The 18654-nt window shown below is 70.9% G+C and carries 18 protein-coding genes and 1 pseudogene; 12 read left to right on the top strand and 7 right to left on the bottom strand.

Annotated features, from left to right (window positions below; genetic code table 11):
* Positions 1-250: 250 nt before the first annotated feature.
* Positions 251-1261, bottom strand: a complete 1011-nt coding sequence (locus ACA361_RS27450) for a LysR family transcriptional regulator (RefSeq protein ID WP_375016460.1) — start codon at positions 1259-1261, stop codon at positions 251-253.
* Between the two features lie 89 nt (positions 1262-1350).
* Here ACA361_RS27450 and ACA361_RS27445 point away from each other — a divergent pair, with 89 nt between their 5' ends.
* From ACA361_RS27445 to ACA361_RS27435, 3 genes are read left to right on the top strand one after another with little or no spacing between them, the layout of a single operon-like run.
* Positions 1351-2271 (top strand): zinc-binding dehydrogenase, encoded by a 921-nt coding sequence (locus ACA361_RS27445; RefSeq protein WP_375016458.1) that lies wholly within the window; start codon positions 1351-1353, stop codon positions 2269-2271.
* Positions 2268-3257: an alpha/beta hydrolase family protein gene (locus ACA361_RS27440; protein WP_375016456.1), complete on the top strand. Its 990-nt coding sequence runs from the start codon at positions 2268-2270 to the stop codon at positions 3255-3257. Before ACA361_RS27445 ends, ACA361_RS27440 begins: the two co-directional genes overlap by 4 nt.
* The gene (locus tag ACA361_RS27435; RefSeq protein ID WP_375016454.1) at positions 3254-4000 is read left to right on the top strand and encodes an SDR family NAD(P)-dependent oxidoreductase; all 747 of its coding nucleotides are present in this window, start codon (positions 3254-3256) and stop codon (positions 3998-4000) included. Before ACA361_RS27440 ends, ACA361_RS27435 begins: the two co-directional genes overlap by 4 nt.
* Positions 4001-4547: 547 nt before the next feature.
* On the opposite strand, the pseudogene ACA361_RS27430 reads toward ACA361_RS27435, so the two are convergent.
* Together ACA361_RS27430 and ACA361_RS27425 are read right to left on the bottom strand one after the other, a co-directional pair.
* Positions 4548-4709: pseudogene (locus tag ACA361_RS27430) on the bottom strand (tyrosine-type recombinase/integrase); the annotation flags it as partial.
* Positions 4710-5366: 657 nt separating this feature from the next.
* Positions 5367-5828 carry a hypothetical protein gene (locus tag ACA361_RS27425; RefSeq protein WP_375016479.1) on the bottom strand — a complete coding sequence of 154 codons (462 nt, stop codon included), beginning with the start codon at positions 5826-5828 and terminating at the stop codon, positions 5367-5369.
* Positions 5829-6323: 495 nt separating this feature from the next.
* Here ACA361_RS27425 and ACA361_RS27420 point away from each other — a divergent pair, with 495 nt between their 5' ends.
* Both ACA361_RS27420 and ACA361_RS27415 read left to right on the top strand, forming a co-directional pair.
* Positions 6324-6485, top strand: a complete 162-nt coding sequence (locus ACA361_RS27420) for a hypothetical protein (RefSeq protein ID WP_375016452.1) — start codon at positions 6324-6326, stop codon at positions 6483-6485.
* Positions 6482-7051, top strand: a complete 570-nt coding sequence (locus ACA361_RS27415) for a hypothetical protein (protein WP_375016450.1) — start codon at positions 6482-6484, stop codon at positions 7049-7051. The genes ACA361_RS27420 and ACA361_RS27415 overlap by 4 nt, the downstream gene beginning before the upstream one ends.
* A gap of 201 nt (positions 7052-7252) precedes the next feature.
* On the opposite strand, the gene ACA361_RS27410 is transcribed toward ACA361_RS27415, so the two are convergent.
* Positions 7253-7780 carry a MarR family winged helix-turn-helix transcriptional regulator gene (locus ACA361_RS27410; protein ID WP_375016448.1) on the bottom strand — a complete coding sequence of 176 codons (528 nt, stop codon included), beginning with the start codon at positions 7778-7780 and terminating at the stop codon, positions 7253-7255.
* A 123-nt stretch (positions 7781-7903) separates the two neighbouring features.
* On the opposite strand from ACA361_RS27410, the gene ACA361_RS27405 reads away from it, so the two are divergent.
* Both ACA361_RS27405 and ACA361_RS27400 read left to right on the top strand, forming a co-directional pair.
* Positions 7904-8779, top strand: a complete 876-nt coding sequence (locus ACA361_RS27405; protein WP_375016446.1) for an NAD-dependent epimerase/dehydratase family protein — start codon at positions 7904-7906, stop codon at positions 8777-8779.
* A 76-nt stretch (positions 8780-8855) separates the two neighbouring features.
* A complete protein-coding gene (locus ACA361_RS27400) occupies positions 8856-9287 on the top strand; it encodes an SgcJ/EcaC family oxidoreductase (protein ID WP_375016444.1) in 432 nt (143 codons plus the stop codon).
* Positions 9288-9683: 396 nt separating this feature from the next.
* On the opposite strand, the gene ACA361_RS27395 is transcribed toward ACA361_RS27400, so the two are convergent.
* Positions 9684-10319, bottom strand: a complete 636-nt coding sequence (locus ACA361_RS27395; protein WP_375016442.1) for a TetR/AcrR family transcriptional regulator — start codon at positions 10317-10319, stop codon at positions 9684-9686.
* Between the two features lie 258 nt (positions 10320-10577).
* On the opposite strand from ACA361_RS27395, the gene ACA361_RS27390 reads away from it, so the two are divergent.
* The 4 genes from ACA361_RS27390 to ACA361_RS27375 all read left to right on the top strand — a co-directional run bounded on the left by ACA361_RS27390 (position 10578) and on the right by ACA361_RS27375 (position 16569).
* Complete coding sequence (locus tag ACA361_RS27390) at positions 10578-11168, top strand: hypothetical protein (protein ID WP_375016440.1); 591 nt, start codon at positions 10578-10580, stop codon at positions 11166-11168.
* The gene (locus tag ACA361_RS27385) at positions 11165-12373 is read left to right on the top strand and encodes a flavin-containing monooxygenase (RefSeq protein ID WP_375016438.1); all 1209 of its coding nucleotides are present in this window, start codon (positions 11165-11167) and stop codon (positions 12371-12373) included. The genes ACA361_RS27390 and ACA361_RS27385 overlap by 4 nt, the downstream gene beginning before the upstream one ends.
* Before the next feature lie 413 nt (positions 12374-12786).
* On the top strand, positions 12787-13170 hold the full coding sequence (locus ACA361_RS27380; protein WP_375016436.1) for a type II CAAX prenyl endopeptidase Rce1 family protein: 384 nt from the start codon (positions 12787-12789) through the stop codon (positions 13168-13170).
* A 72-nt stretch (positions 13171-13242) separates the two neighbouring features.
* Complete coding sequence (locus ACA361_RS27375; RefSeq protein ID WP_375016434.1) at positions 13243-16569, top strand: DUF4132 domain-containing protein; 3327 nt, start codon at positions 13243-13245, stop codon at positions 16567-16569.
* Between the two features lie 463 nt (positions 16570-17032).
* Here the strand turns inward: ACA361_RS27375 and ACA361_RS27370 are convergent, their stop codons facing one another.
* A complete protein-coding gene (locus ACA361_RS27370) occupies positions 17033-17476 on the bottom strand; it encodes a nitroreductase family deazaflavin-dependent oxidoreductase (protein ID WP_375016432.1) in 444 nt (147 codons plus the stop codon).
* Positions 17476-18099 (bottom strand): NAD(P)-dependent oxidoreductase, encoded by a 624-nt coding sequence (locus tag ACA361_RS27365; protein WP_375016430.1) that lies wholly within the window; start codon positions 18097-18099, stop codon positions 17476-17478. The genes ACA361_RS27370 and ACA361_RS27365 overlap by 1 nt, the downstream gene beginning before the upstream one ends.
* 104 nt (positions 18100-18203) lie before the next feature.
* On the opposite strand from ACA361_RS27365, the gene ACA361_RS27360 reads away from it, so the two are divergent.
* Positions 18204-18590 carry a winged helix-turn-helix transcriptional regulator gene (locus ACA361_RS27360; protein ID WP_375016428.1) on the top strand — a complete coding sequence of 129 codons (387 nt, stop codon included), beginning with the start codon at positions 18204-18206 and terminating at the stop codon, positions 18588-18590.
* Positions 18591-18654: the final 64 nt, after the last annotated feature.

Here is an 18654-nt window from a genome sequence, read left to right as displayed (position 1 = left end):
ATCAACCGGCTCAAACGCCACCGGGCACTGGCCACCAGGTTCGACAAGCTCGCCGCCCGCTACCAGGCCACCGTCCACATCGCCGCCATCAACGAATGGCTCTGATCAACTTTGAAACAGGCCCTAGATGCCTCGGCCATCACGGACGGCGACAGACTGACCTACCGAGCACGCCACCACCGCATCGGACCAGCGCGGCGCGCGGTCCTCCTGGCTTGGCTCCATCACCGAAGCCGGTACAGCTCACCAATCACCTTCGAGGGGCGTGGGGCGCCGATGTGGGCGTCCGGGCGGTTAGTGTTCTCGCCGATCCGCTTGTGCGGTTCTCTGCCAGAGGGCGGTTGGTTGGAGGTTCGGGCAGCCAGTCGCGGGTCGGGTCGTATTCCAGCCATCGGCTGCGTCCGGCCTCCGCGGCACAGGCGGCGGTGAGGCCGTCCAGGCCCGGGTGGCCGTTGCCGGTGCGCCACAGCAGCGACCAGGCGTACAGCGGCGTGGGGTCGACCAGCGGGACGGAAGACAGCCCGGGAATCTCCGGTAGGGGCACGTCGGCGGGTAGCAGCGAGAAGCGTCGCGGGTCGCCGGCGATTTCGGTGAGGAAGTGGACGAGCCCCAGGTTGATGCCCGCGGCCCTGTCCGGGATGTCGAATCGGTCGGCGAACTGGTGGAGGAAGTCGAGCCGGTCCAGCGTGCCGGGCACCCACAGCAGGCTGCCGCGCAGTTGGTCCGGTCGCAGCGCCGGTTCGGCGGCGAGCGGGTGGTCGGTGCTCAGTACGGCGTCCACCGGTTCGAGGCGGACGAGGCGGTGCGCCAGCCCGGCGTGCAGCGGGGGGTGGACGCGACCGAAAGCCGCATCGATGTCGCCGTGCAGCAATGCCGCCGTCACCGCCGGCAGATCGCGGCCGTGTCCCAGTTCCAGGTCCCCGGCCGGTCCGGCGACCTGGGCGAGTGTCCGCATCGGGGCGTAGAGGTGGCCCCAGACGTCGATGCGCAGCGAACGGTCCTGCCCGATGGCCGCGGCGACGCCGGCGTCCGCGGCGGCGAGGATCTGCCGGGCCGGCTGGAGGAACCGTTGGCCGGCTTCGGTGAGGAGTATCCCGTTGCCGCCGCGCTGGAACAGTCGCGTCCCAAGTAGCGATTCCAGTCGCGCGATCCGTTTGGACAGTGCCTGCTGGGAGATGGCGAGCGTCCCGGCGGCCCGTCCGAAGTGCAGTTCCTCGGCGGCGCGTACGAAGGCACGTACCTGCGCCAGGTCGAGATCCATGGCTCTCACCATAGGTGACAACCGATAGTTGTCGGATACTTCCGGCTGTTGTTGGATCGCGGGGCGGCCGCGGGGGTTGCATACGCGGCATGCGAAGACTGATTCCGACGGGGAAGGCGGCGCGCCCGGTCGCCTTCACCGATGCTCCCCAGCCTGTGCCGGAGCCCGGTGAGGCGCTGGTCAGGGTCGAGGCGTTCGCGCCGAACCGGGGCGAGACGTTCCTGCTGGAGAATCCCCGGGCGGGGCTGCTGCCCGGCAAGGACGTCGCGGGGCTCGTCGTGCAGGCCGCGGCCGACGGCTCGGGACCCGGCACCGGCGCCCGCGTGGTCGGGCATCCGGCGCGGGGCGGCTGGGCCGAGTACGCCGCCGTTCCCACGCACTCGCTCGCGGTGCTGCCGGACGGCGTCGACAGCGTCCGGGCGGCGGCCCTGCCGCTGGCCGGAATCACTGCCCTGCGGCTGCTGCGCACGGCCGGTTCCCTGGCGGGCCGGCGGGTGCTGCTGACCGGTGCCTCGGGCGGGGTCGGCCACTACGTCACGGAACTGGCCGCCGGGGCCGGGGCCGAGCTGACCGCGGTGACGGCCACGCCGGCGCGGGGCGAGCGGCTCGCGGAGCTGGGCGCGGAGGTGGTGCACGACGTCGCGGCGGCCCGGGAGCCGTTCGATATCGTGCTGGAGTCGACGGGCGGTCCGGACCTGCCGATCGCCCTGTCCAAGGTGCGTCCGGGCGGGCTGCTGGTCTGGTTCGGGCAGGCGAGCCGCACTCCGGTGACCCTCGACTTCTTCGATCTGCTCAACGGACCCGAGCGGGTCATGATCCAGCACTTCCACTACGCCGGCGCCCCTTACGGCTCGGACCTCGCGGCCCTGGTGCGCCTGGTGGAACAGGACCGGCTGCACCCGGAGATCGGCCGGACCGCCGACTGGGCCGAGACCGCCGCCACCCTGGTCGACCTGCGCGAGCGCCGGATACGCGGCAAGGCCGTCCTGCTGACCGAAGGAGCGATGTGAGCGTCACCGATTTCGCCGCCGCGCAGTGGACACGCGCCACCGGCGCGGGCGTCGACCCCCACGAATACCGACGCGTCACCGACGGCCTCGCCTCCGTCACCGACTGGGGCCCGGCCTTCACGCGCACCGGGAACGCCTACCTGCGGCGCGCGGAGGAAGCGGGCTCGTCCGTCTCCGCGGGCGAGCACCTGCTGACGGCGGCCCGGTGGTTCCACCTGGCCACACTGGCGCCGTACGCGGAGGCCGCCCGTGCCGCCGCCGCGGCGGACCGCGCCCAGGGCAAGGCGATCACACTGCTGGAGCCCGGTGCCCGGGAGGTGAGCGGAGAGGGTTTCACCGGCTGGCTGCGCGGCCCCGCCGACGCGCCCGCCACCGTGGTCGTCGTCCCCGGCTTGGACTCGGCCAAGGAAGAGTTCCTCGACCTGGCGGCCGCGCTACTGGCCAGAGGACTGGCGGTGTTCGCGATGGACGGCCCCGGGCAGGGCGCACTCGCGGCCACGACGACCCTCAGGCCGGACTACGAGCAGGTCGTCGGCAGGGTCATCGACGCCCTCGGCGTCACCCGCATCGGACTCGTCGGTCTAAGCCTCGGCGGCTACTTCGCCGCGCGCACGGCAGCGCTGGAACCGCGCGTGGCGGCGGTCGCCACCGTCAGCGGCCCCTTCCGCCTCGACTGGGACGCATTGCCGCCGCCGGTGAGGGACATCATGACCGGCCGCACCGGCGGTCCCGACGCGGCCCGCGGGTTCGCCCGCCAGGTGGACCTGGCAGCCCTCGCGCCCCGCATCGCGGCCCCGCTGCTGGTCGTGGACGGAGAACAGGACGCCATCCCCGGCGTGACGAACGGCGAGCCGCTGGCCCGCCTCGCGCACGGCACCTACCTGTCCGTCCGGCACGGCGACCACCTGCTCGGCAACGCAAGGCCCGACTGGCTGCCCCGCCTCTGCGACCACATCGCCCACGCCCTGATCGGAGTACCGGCATGAACCGCTTCACCGGGAAGACCGTCCTCATCACCGGCGGCACCAGCGGCATGGGACTGGCCACCGCGCACCGCCTCACCGATGAAGGCGCCCAGGTCATCGTCACCGGCCGCACCCGGGCTCGGGTGGACGCCGCCGTCCGCGACCTCGGCCCCAACGCCTCGGGCGCCGTGGCCGACACCGCCGACCTCGGCGCGGTGAGCGCGTTGATGGACACGGTCCGGGACCGTCACGGCCACCTGGACAGCCTGTTCGCGAACGCGGGCACCGGCACCTTCCTCCCCTTCGAGCGCATCACCGAGCCGGACTTCGACCACGGCGTCGACGTCAACTTCAAGGGCGTGTTCTTCACCGTCCAGAAGGCGCTGCCGCTCCTGGTGGACGGCGGCTCGATCGTCATCAACGCGTCCTGGACCCTCCACCGCGGCAACAGCGTCCTCACCCTGTACTCGGCGACCAAAGCCGCCGCGCACAACCTCGCCCGCACCCTCGCCGCCGGACTCGCCCCGCGGGGCATCCGCGTCAACTCCGTCAGCCCCGGCTACATCGACACCCCGATGTATCCCGCCGCGGCACTGAGCCCGACGGAGGCGCAGGCGGTCACCGACCGGATCGTCGCCGGCCGCTTCGGGCGCCCCGACGAGGTCGCGGCGGCCGTGGCCTTCCTCGCCTCCTCCGACGCGTCCTACATCAACAGCCAGGACCTCGTCATCGACGGAGGCCTGGTAGGAGCCGTACCCGCCTGACCGCCCGCCCGTCCGGCAGCCGAGCACGTCGAGTCATCCGCCGGCCGGACCTCCATCCGGGGTCATCGGCCTGCCTGCCGATTGGGCCACAGGGTCGAGGGACCGGGGTCACTCCAGTGAGTGTTCGGCCCCTCGGCCTTCGAGGGCACAGAAGCCTGGCCCCGCAAGACGAAGGCCCTGGAGCTTGCTGTTCCGATACGGACCAACCCCCGCGCGTGAGGAGTAAATGCGTCCGCGCCTTCTGGAGAAGGCATGCCATGGCGAGCGGACGGCCAGCGGGTCCATGTTGGCTCGTTGTTGGCTCGGCGGCATCGGTACAGGACGGCACCCGGCGACACAGCCCGACACCGAAATCGGGCCGTACGCGGACGGAACGGCACGGCGCAACACCATCTACCCCTGGGTATCCGGATGTCTAAGCGCTTTTAATCCGTAGGTTGTGGGTTCGAGTCCCACGCGACCCACCACCGTTGACTAGGGCGGACGCCGTACCCGGCGCCCGCCCTCTCTCGTCCCGGTTGCAGTTCGGGTTGCACTTCGGCCTAGATCAGCCCCAGAGCGCGGCCCCGATCCGCCCCATGGCGCCCGCCGTGAGCCCGTCCGTGGGGTGGGTGTAGCGGCGCGTGGTGCTGAGTTGAGCGTGGCCGAGAATCCGCTGGATCACGTGGATGTCCACCCCTTGCTCCCCCAGTAGCGTCCCTGCGGTGTGCCGGGCGTCATGGAGCCGTTAGGCGTCGGCTCGGATGCCCGCGGCCGTCAGGAGGGCTTTCCACGCGCCCCAGTCGGACCGCCGTTCGATCGGACGGCCGTCCGGCAGGCTCCACACAAGGTCCCAGTCGTGCCAGTCGTCGCCAGCGGCGTCCCGCTCGGCCTCCTGCGCGGCCCTGTGCGCCTTGAGCGGCCCAAGCAGCAGCGGCGGCGGGATCGGGATCTCTCGCTTGCGCTTGCCCTTGGGCCGAATGAACTCCCATCCCCACCCGTTCCGGGCACGAACGGGCGTGTGATGTGCAGTCGGGCGGGCAGAGCTTGGGGCACTTCCCCTTGGCGTGCTGGCGGCATCTGGCGGCGCACCGTACCCGGCAGACGTGGCGCCGGCCGGACGTGCGCTTGACTTTGGGGCAGTCGTCCGGACAGGGCCAGCGGTGGAACCGCTCGCCGCACGCGTGGGCGTCCTCGCACCCGTGCCGGTACGACTTGAACTTGATCTGCCAATGGACCTTGATGACGCCCTTCTCAAGGTCGACGTACTTCCAGCGCAGGCCCAGGGCCTCGCCCTGGCGCAGGCCGAGAGCGAGAGCGATCGACCAGCGCGTTCCGTTGCGCTGCTCGCTCGCCATGGTCACGAGCTTCCGAGCCTGCGCAGCGGTCAGCGTGTCTCCTCGGCCTGCGGCGCGTCCACAAGAGTGGCCACGTTGCGCGCGACGACTTCGCGCTGTGCGGCGACCTTGAGAGCGCGCGACAGGATGCGGTGGATCTGGAGGATGGTGTTAGCCGCCAACCCTTGCTCGGCCAACCACATGTAGAAGGCATCCAGATGTTCCGGGCGGAGACGGTCAAGGCGGTGGTGCCCTAGTCCGGGGATGATCCACTGCTCGACCTTCGGCCGGTAAGTGCTGTCCATCGTGGACGTGCTCACCCTGCGGATGGCGATGGTGTTCAGCCACGTCGTCATCCACGCGGCGAGGGTGGGTGTCCTACCGGGCTGACTCGTCGTTGTGGGGCGTCCAGGGCGTGGCCGAGCCAGTCGCGCGCCTGCTTGGTGATCTCGCCGCCGGCGACGATGTTGGCGTGGTCGACCAGGACGCGTTTGCGATAACGCTGGAGCCATCGCCAACCACATCGGTGCCACGGAGGCGGTCGAGGCCGTCTCCGTGGCACCGACGCGTGAAGCTCAGATGCCGCCGTGGCGGACGCCGAGCAGGATTCATGCGGGCCGAACCAAGAGCAGCACTCCTGCCCGGCACCGGCCTCGGGACCGTCCATCACCGCATCGCGGGCCATCTCGAGGACTCGCTGCTGAGCAGCGAGTCCCACCTCCTGGCCGGCGCGCCGGTGATCTGGCTGTCCGCGACCGTCTGGAACGCGCCGGAGGGCGAGGCATGGCGAAGCGAGCGGCGGGCGCGGCGGCGGCTCGGCGACCAAGGGCGTGTCCGTTCACAAGCGCGCCCGCAGGACAGCGGATCCTGCGAACACGGCAACACGGCCCGACCTGGGGCCTGGATTGGCCCGTCCGGGGGAGAACAGTGGTTCTCGCGGGGGAGGTCCGGCGGACGGGCAACGGCGATCTTCTAACGGACGGGTTCACCGTTCACGAGAGGACGCCATGTCTCGGATCAAGACCGGGCTCAAGGTCAAGCTGTTGATGGTTGCCGCGCTGACGGCGCTGATTGCGGGGGCGATGCTGGCCACCGGCCCAGGCTCCGGTTCCATGGACGGGTCCAAGAACGGCGCGGCCGACCAGCGGAGCACCGGGAGCGCGCGATGACCGCGGTCACCGAGGCGCCGCCCGCCACGACTTGGGCGAAGCCCGCGAGCCACGCGGACTCGGTGTACTCCGGGATGAGCGGGCCGGTGCCACGCTGGGCCGACTGGGCGGCGCAGGCGACGATGTGGTGCGCGCTGCCGTCGGGCATCTGGCGGATCCTGTTCGCGCTCGGCCTCCCGGCAGGGTTCACCGGTTCCCTGGACCCGCAGGGCGAACCGGAGCTGCTGGCCTACGTGGTCGTGCTGACCGTGGCGGCCGAGGCGGTGGCGTTCCTGAGCCTGGGACTGGTCCGGCCGTGGGGCGAGATCTGGCCGCGGTGGGTGCCGGTCCTGCGGGGGCGGCGCATCCGTCCGCTCGCGGTGGTCATCCCGGCCGCGCTGGGCTCGGTCGCGCTGATGGTGACCTGGGCGAAGCTTTTCAACGGCTTTGGCACGGGCGACCCTGAGGAGGCGCACGGCGCCAAGCTCGTGATCATCTACGTCTGTTACGCGCCGCTGCTCGCCTGGGGACCGCTGCTGGCGGCGGTGACCGTCGCCTACGCCGTCCGTCGTCGGCGGCACGGTTGATCATGAGCGCCTTCAGAGTCGGGCCCTCAGAGGCGGCGACGGCCCCCACCGCGGTGCTGACCCGGCGGCGCCACCCAGCCACTCCCCGCGGTCCGGAGAGCTCGGCAGGGGCCGGCAAGCTCACCGGGGAAGGCCGAAGCGCCCACTCGACCCGGGCGAGCGCGGAACACGGTGGGCTTGTGGACGGGGCGTGCCCGGGGCTCAGGTGTCGGCCGGCTGCCGTCCGCTGTCTCCGAGGGAGATGAGCAGGCGGCGTAGCAGCGCGGTGAGCTGATCGCGTTCGGCGTCCGACAGGTGTTCGAGAAGCCGGCGCTCGTTGGCGAGGTGGTGTTCGACGACCTGGTCGGCCAGGCGCAGGCCCTGTGCGGTCAGGGAGATCAGGACCCGGCGCCGATGTGCAGGGTCCACCTGGCGGTCGACCAGCCCCTTGTCCACCAGCCGGTCGACCCGGTTCGTCAGTGCCGCCGAACTCACCATGGCCGCGGTGCTCAGTTGCCCGGCGGTGAGGACGTGGGGCGGGCCGGAGCGCAGCAGTGTGGCCAGCACGTCGAACTCCCAGGGCTCGAGGCCGTGCCGAGCGAACTCGTCCTTGACGGCGCGTTCGAGCAGCCGTGACGCCCGGGACAGGCGGCCGATGACCGCCATGGGAGAACAGTCGAGGTCGGGCCGCACCGCCCGCCACTCCCGAAGGATCACATCGACTCCGTCCTGCTGGGTCGTGTCCGTCACGGTCGTCCCTTCTGCTCGGGGTGCTTCGCCCACAGACTAACTCCTCGCCGTCCAAGAGTTTGACGTCTAGAAACACTGGTGATTAAGATTTCGACATCGAAATTTTCGAGCAAGGAGCATGCCATGCGCATCCTGATCGTTGGGGCTCGCGGTTACGTGGGGTCGGCCGTCGCCGAGAGGTTGTCGGCCAAAGGGCACGAGGTGGTGGAACTCGTCCGCCCAGGCGGCGACCGGCCCGAAGGACCGTACGAACGGCGTTTGGGTGACCTGACCGACCCCGGCTCGCTCACCGCGGCGGTCACCCCCGACATCGACGCGGTGATCGATCTGGCCACGCCCACCGGTGACGCCGCCACCGACGCCGCGGCCATCGCCGCGCTCACCAACCCGCTAGGCGGCACCGGACGCGCGTTCGTCTACACCAGCGGCGTCTGGGTCCTGGGCGCCACCGGGGCGGCGGCCGCCCACGAAGACATGCCCACCAACCCGATCCCGATCGTGGGATACCGACCCGGCATCGAACGCCAGGTGCTCGCCACCGCCCAGGACGGCGTCCGCGCCACCGTGATCCGTCCTGGCATCGTGCACGGCCGCGGCGGCGGCATCCCCGCCCTGCTGGTCGACCTGGCGCGCAAGCACGGCGCGCCCCGGATCGTCGCTGATCCGGCGGTGCGCTGGCCGATGGTCCACATCGACGACCTGGCCGACCTCTTCGCCACGGTGGCCGAGCAAGCGCCCGCCGGAACGCTGTGGCATGGCGTGACCCAGCAGGCGGTCCCGGTGCGGGAACTGACCATCGCCGCCGGCCAGGCCGCCGGGGTCCTCGGCGAGCCGCAGGTCTGGCCGCTGGACCAGGCGCGAGAGCAGCTCGGCACGCTGTTCGCCGATGCCCTGGCACTCGACCAGTCCGTCAGCGGCCAGCGGGCACGCGACCGGCTGGGGTGGCAGCCCCGACACCCCGACGCCGTCACCGACCTGCGCGAGGGCTCCTACCACTGAGCCTGGCAGGGCCCGCCTGCCGCCTCTCTCCGGACACCGACTCATCTGACGACAGCAGCTATCGAAGGAGCAGAAAATGAGCATCGAAGTCTTCGGCGCCGCCACCGACCAGCAAGCCGACATCGACGCGATCGTCACGCTGGTGGCCGCAGTCGAGCACGCGCAGCAGAACGAACTGCCCGAGGCGTTCATGGAACTGTTCCGCAGGCAGGATCCGGTATGGACCACCTCCCACGGCATGCGGCTGGCGGGCTGGGAGACCATCAGCGAGTTCACGCACAAGGTTCTGCCCGGAGCGATGAAGGACTCGACCGCCTCCTACGAGGTCGTCCGCATCCTCTTCATCCGCCACGACGTGGCCGCCGTCAACGTCCACCAGCGCCCGATCGACCTGGACGGCCGTCCGCTGCCCGGCGCGCCCGAGGGCCGGCCGCTCTACGTGCTGGCCAAGGACAACGGCGAATGGAAGATCGCCGCCGCCCAGAACACCCAGGTCAAGAGCGACTGAGACGCCATCCCCGCTGCCCTTCCACGCCGAGGTGGAAGGGCAGCGGCATTTCTCGCAGCGGAGTCGGTGCACGACCCGGAAACCCGCGAATGGGGCCCGGTCGTGGCACGAACGCCCAGGTCGTGGCGTCCCGGAACCCGTCCCCGGAACTCCGGCCTGAGCTGCACGCGCAGGCGGTCGGTTCGCGCCGCAGTGGCTCCCCGGCCCCTCACCCGGCTGCGGTCCCGTCGCCGGGGCTTTTGCGGCCTTCCACTCCGGCACCCATGGTCCCGCAGCGATGCTCCCGTCTGGAGTGCGAATGTCACCGGACGACCGGTCCTGGACATGGGCACGGAGCCGATCGTTGCCGACCGGCTTCGCCGCCTTGGGCCGCCGGGCTCGGGTCTGCTCTGACCGTCAGGCCATCCGCTGAAGGAGGGTGTCGGTCAGCACACCGGCGGCCCAGTCCATCCACGCTTCGCGGGTCCAGCCACGTTCGCGGGTGAGCAAGTGATAGGTCTCGGGCGCGAGGACGGCCAGGGCGATGTCGGCTGCCCGCCTGGCGTCCAGGTCCGCGCGCAATCCGCCCTTGGCGGCGAGCTCTCTGGTGAAGACGGCGAGGACGGTGTGCCGTTGCGTGATGTTGGTCTGCCACAACTCGGCGATTTCGGGATCGGTGGCGGCTGCTGATCGAACCACCTCCAAGACCGGCGCGACGCGGGCGTGGATCTCTGCGGTGGCCTGGGCAAGGCGACGCAGCATCTCGGCGGGTGGTGCCGCCAATGCCTGCGCGACCCAGGGGCGATCGAGGGTGGCGACCGGTGCCGTGTCGCCGGCCACCTCGACGTCGAGCAGTTCCTTGAGTATGGCTCGTTTGGTCTCGAACGTGAAGTACAGCGTCTGCACGGCCACCCCCGCCCGTTCGGCGATGGCCTGCATGGTCGTCGCGGTGTAGCCGCGGTCGGTGAACAACTCCCGGGCGGCGGCGAGCATGCGGGCGCGGGTCTGGGCGGCCCTCGCCGCGCGAACGCCGGCCTTGGGGCGTGCCGTCACATGACCTCCCTTGACTAGAGCGACACTCTAGCGTAACTTCCAATCACTAGAGCGCTACTTTAGCGAAAAGAGACGCCGGGAGGGCGGGCTTCCCGGGGCGGCGCCCCGGGCCCTCCTCGGCTGCCCGCCCGCCTTCACGTCGCCACGTCCGAACCCCTCATCCGCCGCGCCGGACTCCGCAGAAGGGACACACCGATGACCCATGCCCGCCCACCAACGGCCACAATGAACAGCCGCCGCCCCGCCTCGCTGACGACCGTGACCGCGATCGTCGGGGCGATCCTGTTCCTGGCCGGGACGATCCTGCATCCGGCCCGCGACGGCCACGGCGTCGCCGAGGCCGGCGACGTGTACGGCATCACCCATGCGATCCAGGCCATCGGCCTGGCCGTGCAGGCGATCACCCTCACCTGCCTGGCAGCCGCCTCGCACCGCTTTCCGGCATCCCTCAGCGCGGCGCTCGCGGGCACGCTCGCCTGGCTCGCTCTGATCGTCTACGACGGCTCGCACAACCCGGTCACCGCCCGATACGCACCTGAACTCGTCCACACGCCGGTCGATCTCGACCCGGTCGGCGCGCTGCTCGCCCTGCCCGCACTACTGCTCTTCCCGGCCGGCCACGCCTTGCTCGCCACGGCGCTGATACGCAGCGGGACCCGCTTGCCCGGGCTGCTGCTCGGCGCCGGCGCGCTGACCTACTGGGCCGGGGGCCTGCTTGTCTTCGCCGCCGGCCCACGCTCACCGTTCATCCAGATCCTCGAAGTCGTCGGCGCGGCGCTGTTCTCTCTCGGCTTCGCCCTGCTGGGTCGTGCCGGGTTCACCGGAAAGCCCGCGGGGCAGGCGACGTGACGACCACCGTGGTCATCATTGGCGCGGGCTCAGCCGGGCTCGCCACCGCAGCCGCACTACGGCGGTACCGGATCGACCCGGTCATCCTGGAACAGGGCGACGCCGTCGGCACCTCCTGGCGGCACCGCCACAGCGAACTGCGCCTGAACACCATCCGCTGGCTGTCCGACATGCCCGGGCTGCGCATCCCGCGCTCCGCCGGCCGGTGGGTCAGCCGCGATGACTACATCGCCTACCTCGAACGCTATGCGCAAAAGCAGCACCTCGACATCCGCTTCGGCGTCCACGTCCAGCGGATCGTTCCCGCCCCCGGCGGCTGGCAGGTCACCACGAACGACGGGGAGCTCCACGCCGACCATGTCATCGTCGCCACCGGCCACGAGCGTGTCCCCCGACTGCCCGACTGGCACGGGCGGGCGGGCTTCACGCGGCCGATCCTGCACGTCGGCGACCTGCACCGAGCCGCCGACCTCACCGGAGCCCAGGTCCTGCTCGTCGGTGCCGGCAACTCCGGCATCGAGATGGCCGGCCACCTCGTCGACGCCGGCGTCGCCCGGCTTTGGCTCTCCGTCCGCACACCGCCGAACATCTTGCCGCGCGAGCTCTACGGCGTACCGCTCCACCCGCTCACCCTCGCACTGCGCCACCTGCCCGAACGGCTTCGTGACGCTCTCGCCCTGGCCGTTGCCCACCGCGCGTTCGGCGACCTCAGCCGCTACGGCCTGCCCGCCGCGAGTCAAGGCCCGTTCCAGCGCATGCGCACCACCGGGGTCACCGTCGCGATCGACCAAGGTTTCGTCGAACACCTCACCGCCAGACGAGTGCGCATCGTCAGCGCCATCGACCATCTCGACCGCGCCGAGGCGGTCCTCCAGGACGGCACCCGGCTCCAACCCGACGTCATCCTCGCCGCCACCGGCTACCACCCCGGCCTGACCGACCTCGTCGGGCACCTCGACGTCCTCGACCACCGCGGGCGGCCCACCAACGGCACCAGCCAACACCCATCCGGGACGAACCTCTGGTTCATCGGCTACCATCCGGCGATCGAAGGCAACCTCCGCCAGCACCCCATCGAGGCCCGACGGATCGCCCGCGCGATCGCCCGGCAGCAGCGAGGCGGGGATACGTGGGCGACTTTCGCGGAAATTGGCCGGTACCGGGCACAAGCAGTCCCGGGCCGCGGCACGCGGGAATCCAGGTGACGCCTGGGCGGGAGATGAGAGCGGCCCCGCACGCGTCGGCGTGCTGGTGAGGGTCCGCAGGACTCTCCGGGGAGAGGTGGCCCCGGTCTTCGGATCGGTGGCGATGATCTTGTCGCCCACGCGGACGTCTTCGATTGCACGGCGGCTGCCGTCCGCCATGAGCACATCGGTACCGGGGACGAAGCTGCTGAATCTGCACAGTCTCTCGACCCGGCGTGCGGCGTAGACCATGCGCTCGATCGTGCGGACGAGCGCCTGGGCGACGGAGACGGCGGCGCGGAACGCCCGGTAGCCCGTGGCGATGCGCCAGATCGACTTGCCGATCGCCTTGGCCTTCAGCCCGAGACCCAGGAGTTTCAGCGGGGGAATGGCGTTCAGCGCGGTGAAGAGGCATCCGGAGATGCGTGGTAGCCGTGCTCGCGGTGCTCACCTACGCCAAGGTGGTGCGGTGGTCCGAGCGCCGCGCGCCGGTGGAGGTCGCCGCGAAGGACGCTCGCGCCGGCCTCGGACGGGGGACACTGATCGGGGTCGGGATGTTCACGGCCGTCATCGCGATCATCGCCGTCTTCGGTGGCTACCGCATCGACGGCTTCGGATCGGTGGGCGGCCTGGTCTCCCTGCTGGGGATGATGGCCACCGTCGCCGTGACCGAGGAGCTGGTCTTCCGCGGGATCCTGTTCCGCATCGTGGAGGATCGCACCGGCACGTGGCTCGACGCCGGCGGCATACGGGACGGCATTCTCCTGGGGCGGGCGGGCGGGCGGCCGGGAGCGGCGATTTTTTGTGTGTTTCGGTAGCGCGGAGACGTCCTGGACAGTCACGGGTGACCTCTACGCTGCTCTGCCGTACCCGATCTTCGGCAAGGAGCCATGGAGACCGACCTGAGCACCGCATCGGACGAGAACACCCTGGACTTCCCGGCCGCCTGGCGGCGCTCGCTGTATCCGCGGCGCGGCGGGCAGCCGGGTTCCCGGATTAGGATCGACCGCTCCGCGAGCGCGACTTTACGGGAGCGGTTCGCCCAGCTGGAGGCGTCGGCACCGCTCGCCGAGCGGGCCGGTGTCAGCGCGGAGTCGACCGAGGCGGCGCACGAGTACGTGTCCGGCGGTGCGAATCCGCTCGGTGCGGCCGTGGTCGCCGTCCTGCTGACCGACGCCACGGCCACGGCTCCCCACCGGCGCGGGGAACCGATCGCGAAGCCGCTGGCGGACGCCTGGGTGAGCGAGCACGGGCTGACCTTCGCCGCCTGCGCGTTCGCCGAGCTCAGCGGGCTTTGCTGGGGCAACCACGGGATCGCCGCCATCGAGGACCTGATGGAGGTTCGCGGTCACACGGTCGGGTCGACCGCGCTGCCACTGACCGGTGCGCGGTTGCGCGGCCTGCTGGCGGCCGCCTCCGACGAGGAGTACCGGGAGGTGGTGGAGCGGCTGGCGGAGCATCGCCGTACCCCGACGAAGCGGGTGGCGGTCTCCTTCATGGTGCCCGACCGGCACGACTGGGTGGAGGAGTGCTTCGCGGCGACCCAGCATTACGACCACCGCGGCTGGGGCTTCTGGAGGATGCTGTTCGCGTCGCTGGGGTCGTCCCGGCACGTCGATCTGGCCATCGGGGCGGTCCAGGCGAACAGAGGGTTGCTGTGGTCCTGGGACCGGTCGCTCGCGATCACCATGCTGGACGGGGTCGGGGACGCCATCGCGCCGCTGTTCCTCCAGGCGCTCGACCTCGACCCCAGCCAGGAAACCGTCCGCAAGAGCGTTCTGTCGGTCCTGCCGAGCGACGAGGCCTTCCAGGGCCTGGTGGAGCGTGCCGACCTGGTGGACCACACCGGCCGCAAGATCGTTTGGCCTGCGCTGCTCGACGCGATGCGGCGCTTCCCCGTCCGGGCGCTGCGCCTGCTGGCACCGGCCGCGTCCGGTTCGCCGCAGCTCGGCAGGCTGCTCACCGAGCACGTCAAGGCCAACCGCGACCTGGTGGCCGAGGCTCTGCCCGGCCTGGCGCCCGAGGTACGCCCGGTCATCAGCGAGCTGCTCGACGGCGACAACAGGCTGCCGGACGCCCCGGCGGACGCGCTGCCGCCGCTCCTGGTCGACCCGCCGTGGGCGCGCACCACCAAGCCGGGCGTGGTGTCAAGGCTCACCCCGCCCGGGCCCGCGATGCGCTGGGCGCCCGGCGAGCGGGACCGCTGGGCGCAGCCCGATTCGGATCGCAAGCCGGAAGGGTGGAGCTGGGACGAGCTCGCCGACGATGCGATCGCCAAGGGGTATATCCCGTACTCTTCGCTGCAAGCCATGATCATCTACTGCTCCGAGGGCAAGGCCCGGTCGCTGCCGCCCATGCGGGAGCCGAAGGGACATGTCGCGATGAGCTGTGCACGGCAGGTGGCGGCGCGGTTCGAGCTTGAGGGACTGCCCACCGCGATGGCGGCGACCAAGGACGATCCGGTCGAATACGCCGATGTGCTGATGCCGTTCCTGGACGTCGGCGTGGCGCGGTTGATGGCCGGGTACCTGCCCCGGCCGAGCAAGGATCGGCGGGAGGTGGCGCTGGCCTGGTTCGACCGGCATGGCCTGGATGCGGTACCGCTGCTGGTCCCGGATGCGGTGGGTCGTCCCGGCGCGCGGCGGCGGGAAGCTGAGGAAGTGCTGCGGCTCCTGGCCCGCAAGTACCCGGCCGAGGAGATCGCCGAGGCGGCGGCGCGGGCACACGGTGACGAGGCCGCGCGTGCCGTCAAGGCGCTGGTGACGGTGGACGAGCTGGAGCGGCTGCCGGCCCGCATGCCGTCCGTGGGCACGTGGGCGAGTCCGCACTTGCTGCCGCAGATCCGGTTGCGCGGCAGGCAGGATGCGGTCCCGGCCGACGCCACGGGCCACGTGCTGACGATGCTGGCCATGTCCACACCCGAGGAGGTCTACGCGGGCGTGGACGTGGTCCGGGAGCTGTGCGATCCGGGGTCGCTGGCCGGGTTCGGGTGGGCGCTGTTCCAGTTGTGGGAGCAGAGCGGGGCACCTGCCAAGGACAACTGGGCGTTGGCGCAGCTGGGATGGCTCGGCGATGACGAGACCGTTCGCAGGCTCACCCCGATCATCCGCGCCTGGCCGGGCCAGAACGGTCACCACAAGGCCGTGGCCGGGCTGGAGATCCTGGCGGAGATCGGCACGGACGTGGCGCTGATGCACTTGCACGGCATCGCGCAGAAGGTGAGGTTCGAGGCTCTCCGGGACCACGCCCAAGACAGAATGAGGAAGGTCGCGGACGGGCTGGGCCTGACCTCCGAGCAGCTGGCCGACCGGCTCGTCCCCGACTTCGGCCTGGACGCCTCCGGCGGGCTCGTCCTGGACTACGGGCGGCGCCGCTTCCACGTCGGCTTCGACGAGAACCTCCGCCCGCTGGTGCGGGACGAGGACGGCGCCGCCCGCAAGGCACTGCCCAAACCGGGCGCCAAGGACGACCCGGAGCTGGCGCCCGCCGCCTACAAGCGGTTCGCCGCCCTCAAGAAGGACGTGCGGATGGTGGCCGCCGACCAGATCCACCGCCTGGAGAAGTCGATGCTCGCGCGGCGCCGCTGGCCGGTCTGCGACTTCCGGCGCCTGCTCGTCGGGCATCCCCTGCTCGGCCACATCGTGCGGCGGCTGGTCTGGGTCGCCGAAGACCGGGGCACGGCCACCGCGTTCCGCGTCGCCGAGGACGGCACGTTCGCCAACGCCGCCGACGACGTCCTGACCGTCCCGGACTCCACCGCCATCGGCATCCCGCACCCCGTCGACCTGGACGGGTCACTGGAGGCGTGGTCGGCGCTCTTCTCCGAGTACGAGATCCTGCAACCGTTCCCGCAGCTGGAGCGCACCGTCCACACCCTGACCGACGCCGAGCGCGCCGCACGCCGCCTGGAACGCTTCCAGGGCAAGACGGTCGGCACGCGCACGCTGGACCGGCTCGGCTGGCATCGCACCGTTCCCATGGACGCGGGACTCCAGCACGCCTTCTATCGAGCGGTCCCAGGCGGCCGTTCCCTCAACATCAGCCTGGACCCCCCGATCGCCATCGACGAATTCGACGCGTTCACGAAGGAGATCTGGCTGGACGACTACACCCCGAACGACTCCCGTGCGATTCCGTACGCCGAACACCCCTTCGGCGACCTCGACCCGGCCACCGCATCGGAGGTGCTCGCCGAACTGACCGCCGCGATGTCCTGACCCGAACGCACTCGCAGGTGTGTGGCTCACAGATCAGTCGCTCACCGGCCAACCGTGCTTCCCACCATTGGGGCATCAGGAGGCTCGTGAGTAGCCGGCGTGTCACGGTCAATCGGGTTCCGATGTCGATGTTCCACAGCCGGACGGTGTCGCCGCTGCTGCTCGCGTCCAGCCGCGTAGGAGATCCGTGCGTTCAGGATGGGGGGTGCGGAGTTCGGGCGGCCCAGCAAAGGCTCCGGCAGGTTCTGGTAGCTGACCGGTCGGACGATCGTTCGATCGACGCGGTGCCGATGTCCGCGCCCCGTGCACGCGCGGCGCCGGGGCGACCCGGGGGCCTGGGACCACCCCCCGCGCGGGCATGGTCGACAGAATGCATGAGCGGCGGGGCTCCCTGAACGCGGTGGATCTCGGTCGTTTCGCTCGTTCTTTGCCCCGTCCGCGCGTCCCGTGCCACACCACATGGTCAAGAAGTGATCGGCACCTCGCGCTCATGGACGCGTTCCAGGAGAACTACAGGGATCTCCCGGGTGATCCGCTGCTGGTAGGTCGCGTACTCCGGCATGGCCGACACCATCAAGCGCCACAGGTGTGGACGCTCTGCCGCGGTGGCGGGACGCGCGCGTGCGGGGAAGGTCTCCGTACCGACCTGCACGGTGACGTACGGGTCGGCGAGCAGGTTGAGATACCAGGCCGGATGGTGGTCCGCGCCGCGGTTGGAGGCCGCCAGGACGTAGCGGTCGCCGTCGCGTTGGTAGACGAGTGCGGTGCGGCGCAGCTCGCCGGATTTGCGGCCTCGGGTCGTCAGGAGCAGGTCGTTCACGCCCGACCTCGGTCGGCCATCGGTCTCCTCGAAACGGCGGATGTGCTCGGCGACCCAGGCGTTCGGGCTGTCGTGGACCTCGGGCATCACGCCTCCCGGATGCTGACGGCGGCGCTGTGGTGGCGGGGGTCCTCGATCTCGTCGAGCAGCGCGATCGCGAAGTCCGCGTACGTGATCCGGTCGGCCGGGTCGCCGTGCTCGGCGACCCGGTACCGGCCGACGCGCCCGCCATCGTGGTCGAAGTCACCTGCCGGGGCGACGTACGCCCAGTCGAGGTCGCAAGTCCGCAACTCGTCCAGGCCCGCCGCGTGCCCGAGATAGAAGGAGCGGTACTCGTTCGGGTAGCCGGGCTCGTCCATCAGCGGAACTCCGGACGCCCCGGGCAGGACCGAGGCAAGACCGACCACCACCAGGCGGCGCACCCCTGCCTTCGCCAGGCCGGTGGCCAGGGCACGGGACGACGCGGTGAAGAAGTCGTGCGGCGGCACGGACAGGCCCGCAGCGGCGCTGATCGCGGCGTCGTGCCCGGCGGCCGCCTGCTCGACGCTCACCGCGTTCGTGACGTCTCCCGCCACGACGTTCGCGCCGGTCAGGTCGCCGTGGCGTGCGGGATCGCGCACCACTGCGGTGACCCGGTGGCCACGCCGGTGCGCCTCGGCGACGGCCTGCCGCCCGGCCCGGCCGCCCGCACCGAAGATCACGATGTTCATGGGTGATCGCCTCTCACCAGGGCCGGAGCCATGTGCGCCGGCCGGTGCACGGACGTTATCGAGGACCGCGGTTACCGCCGAGATACCGCAGTTATCGTGAGCCCATGAGTGAACCCCTGCCCGCCGACATGTTCGACGAACTGTGCCCGTCCTCGCTCAACCCGATCCGGTTCGGCGACAAATGGGCGGCGCTCATCATCCGCTGCCTCGAGCACGGGCCGCGCCGGTTCTCCGAGCTACGCGTGGCGCTGAGCCGCATCACCCCCAAGGTCCTCACCACGTCGCTGCGATCCCTCGAACGGGACGGCCTGGTCAAGCGCACCGTCTACGACGAGACCACCCCGCGTGTCGAGTACGAACTGACCCCGCTAGGCCGCAGCATGCTCGAGCCACTGGCGGCCGCCTGCGCCTGGGCCGAGGAACACTGGGACGAACTGCTCGACGCTCACGAGTCCTACGACAACGCCACCCGCCTCAACCGCGCCGGATAATGCGACACACAGCGGCCCCGCGCTGCCTCACCATGTGGACTTGACACCGCCGTGAGTGGGGGCC

This window comes from Actinomadura sp. 21ATH (genome assembly GCF_041951345.1).
Classification (GTDB): domain Bacteria; phylum Actinomycetota; class Actinomycetes; order Streptosporangiales; family Streptosporangiaceae; genus Spirillospora.
The sequence above is the reverse complement of the archived record's forward strand: the minus strand, read 5'-3'. Positions and strand labels throughout refer to the sequence as shown.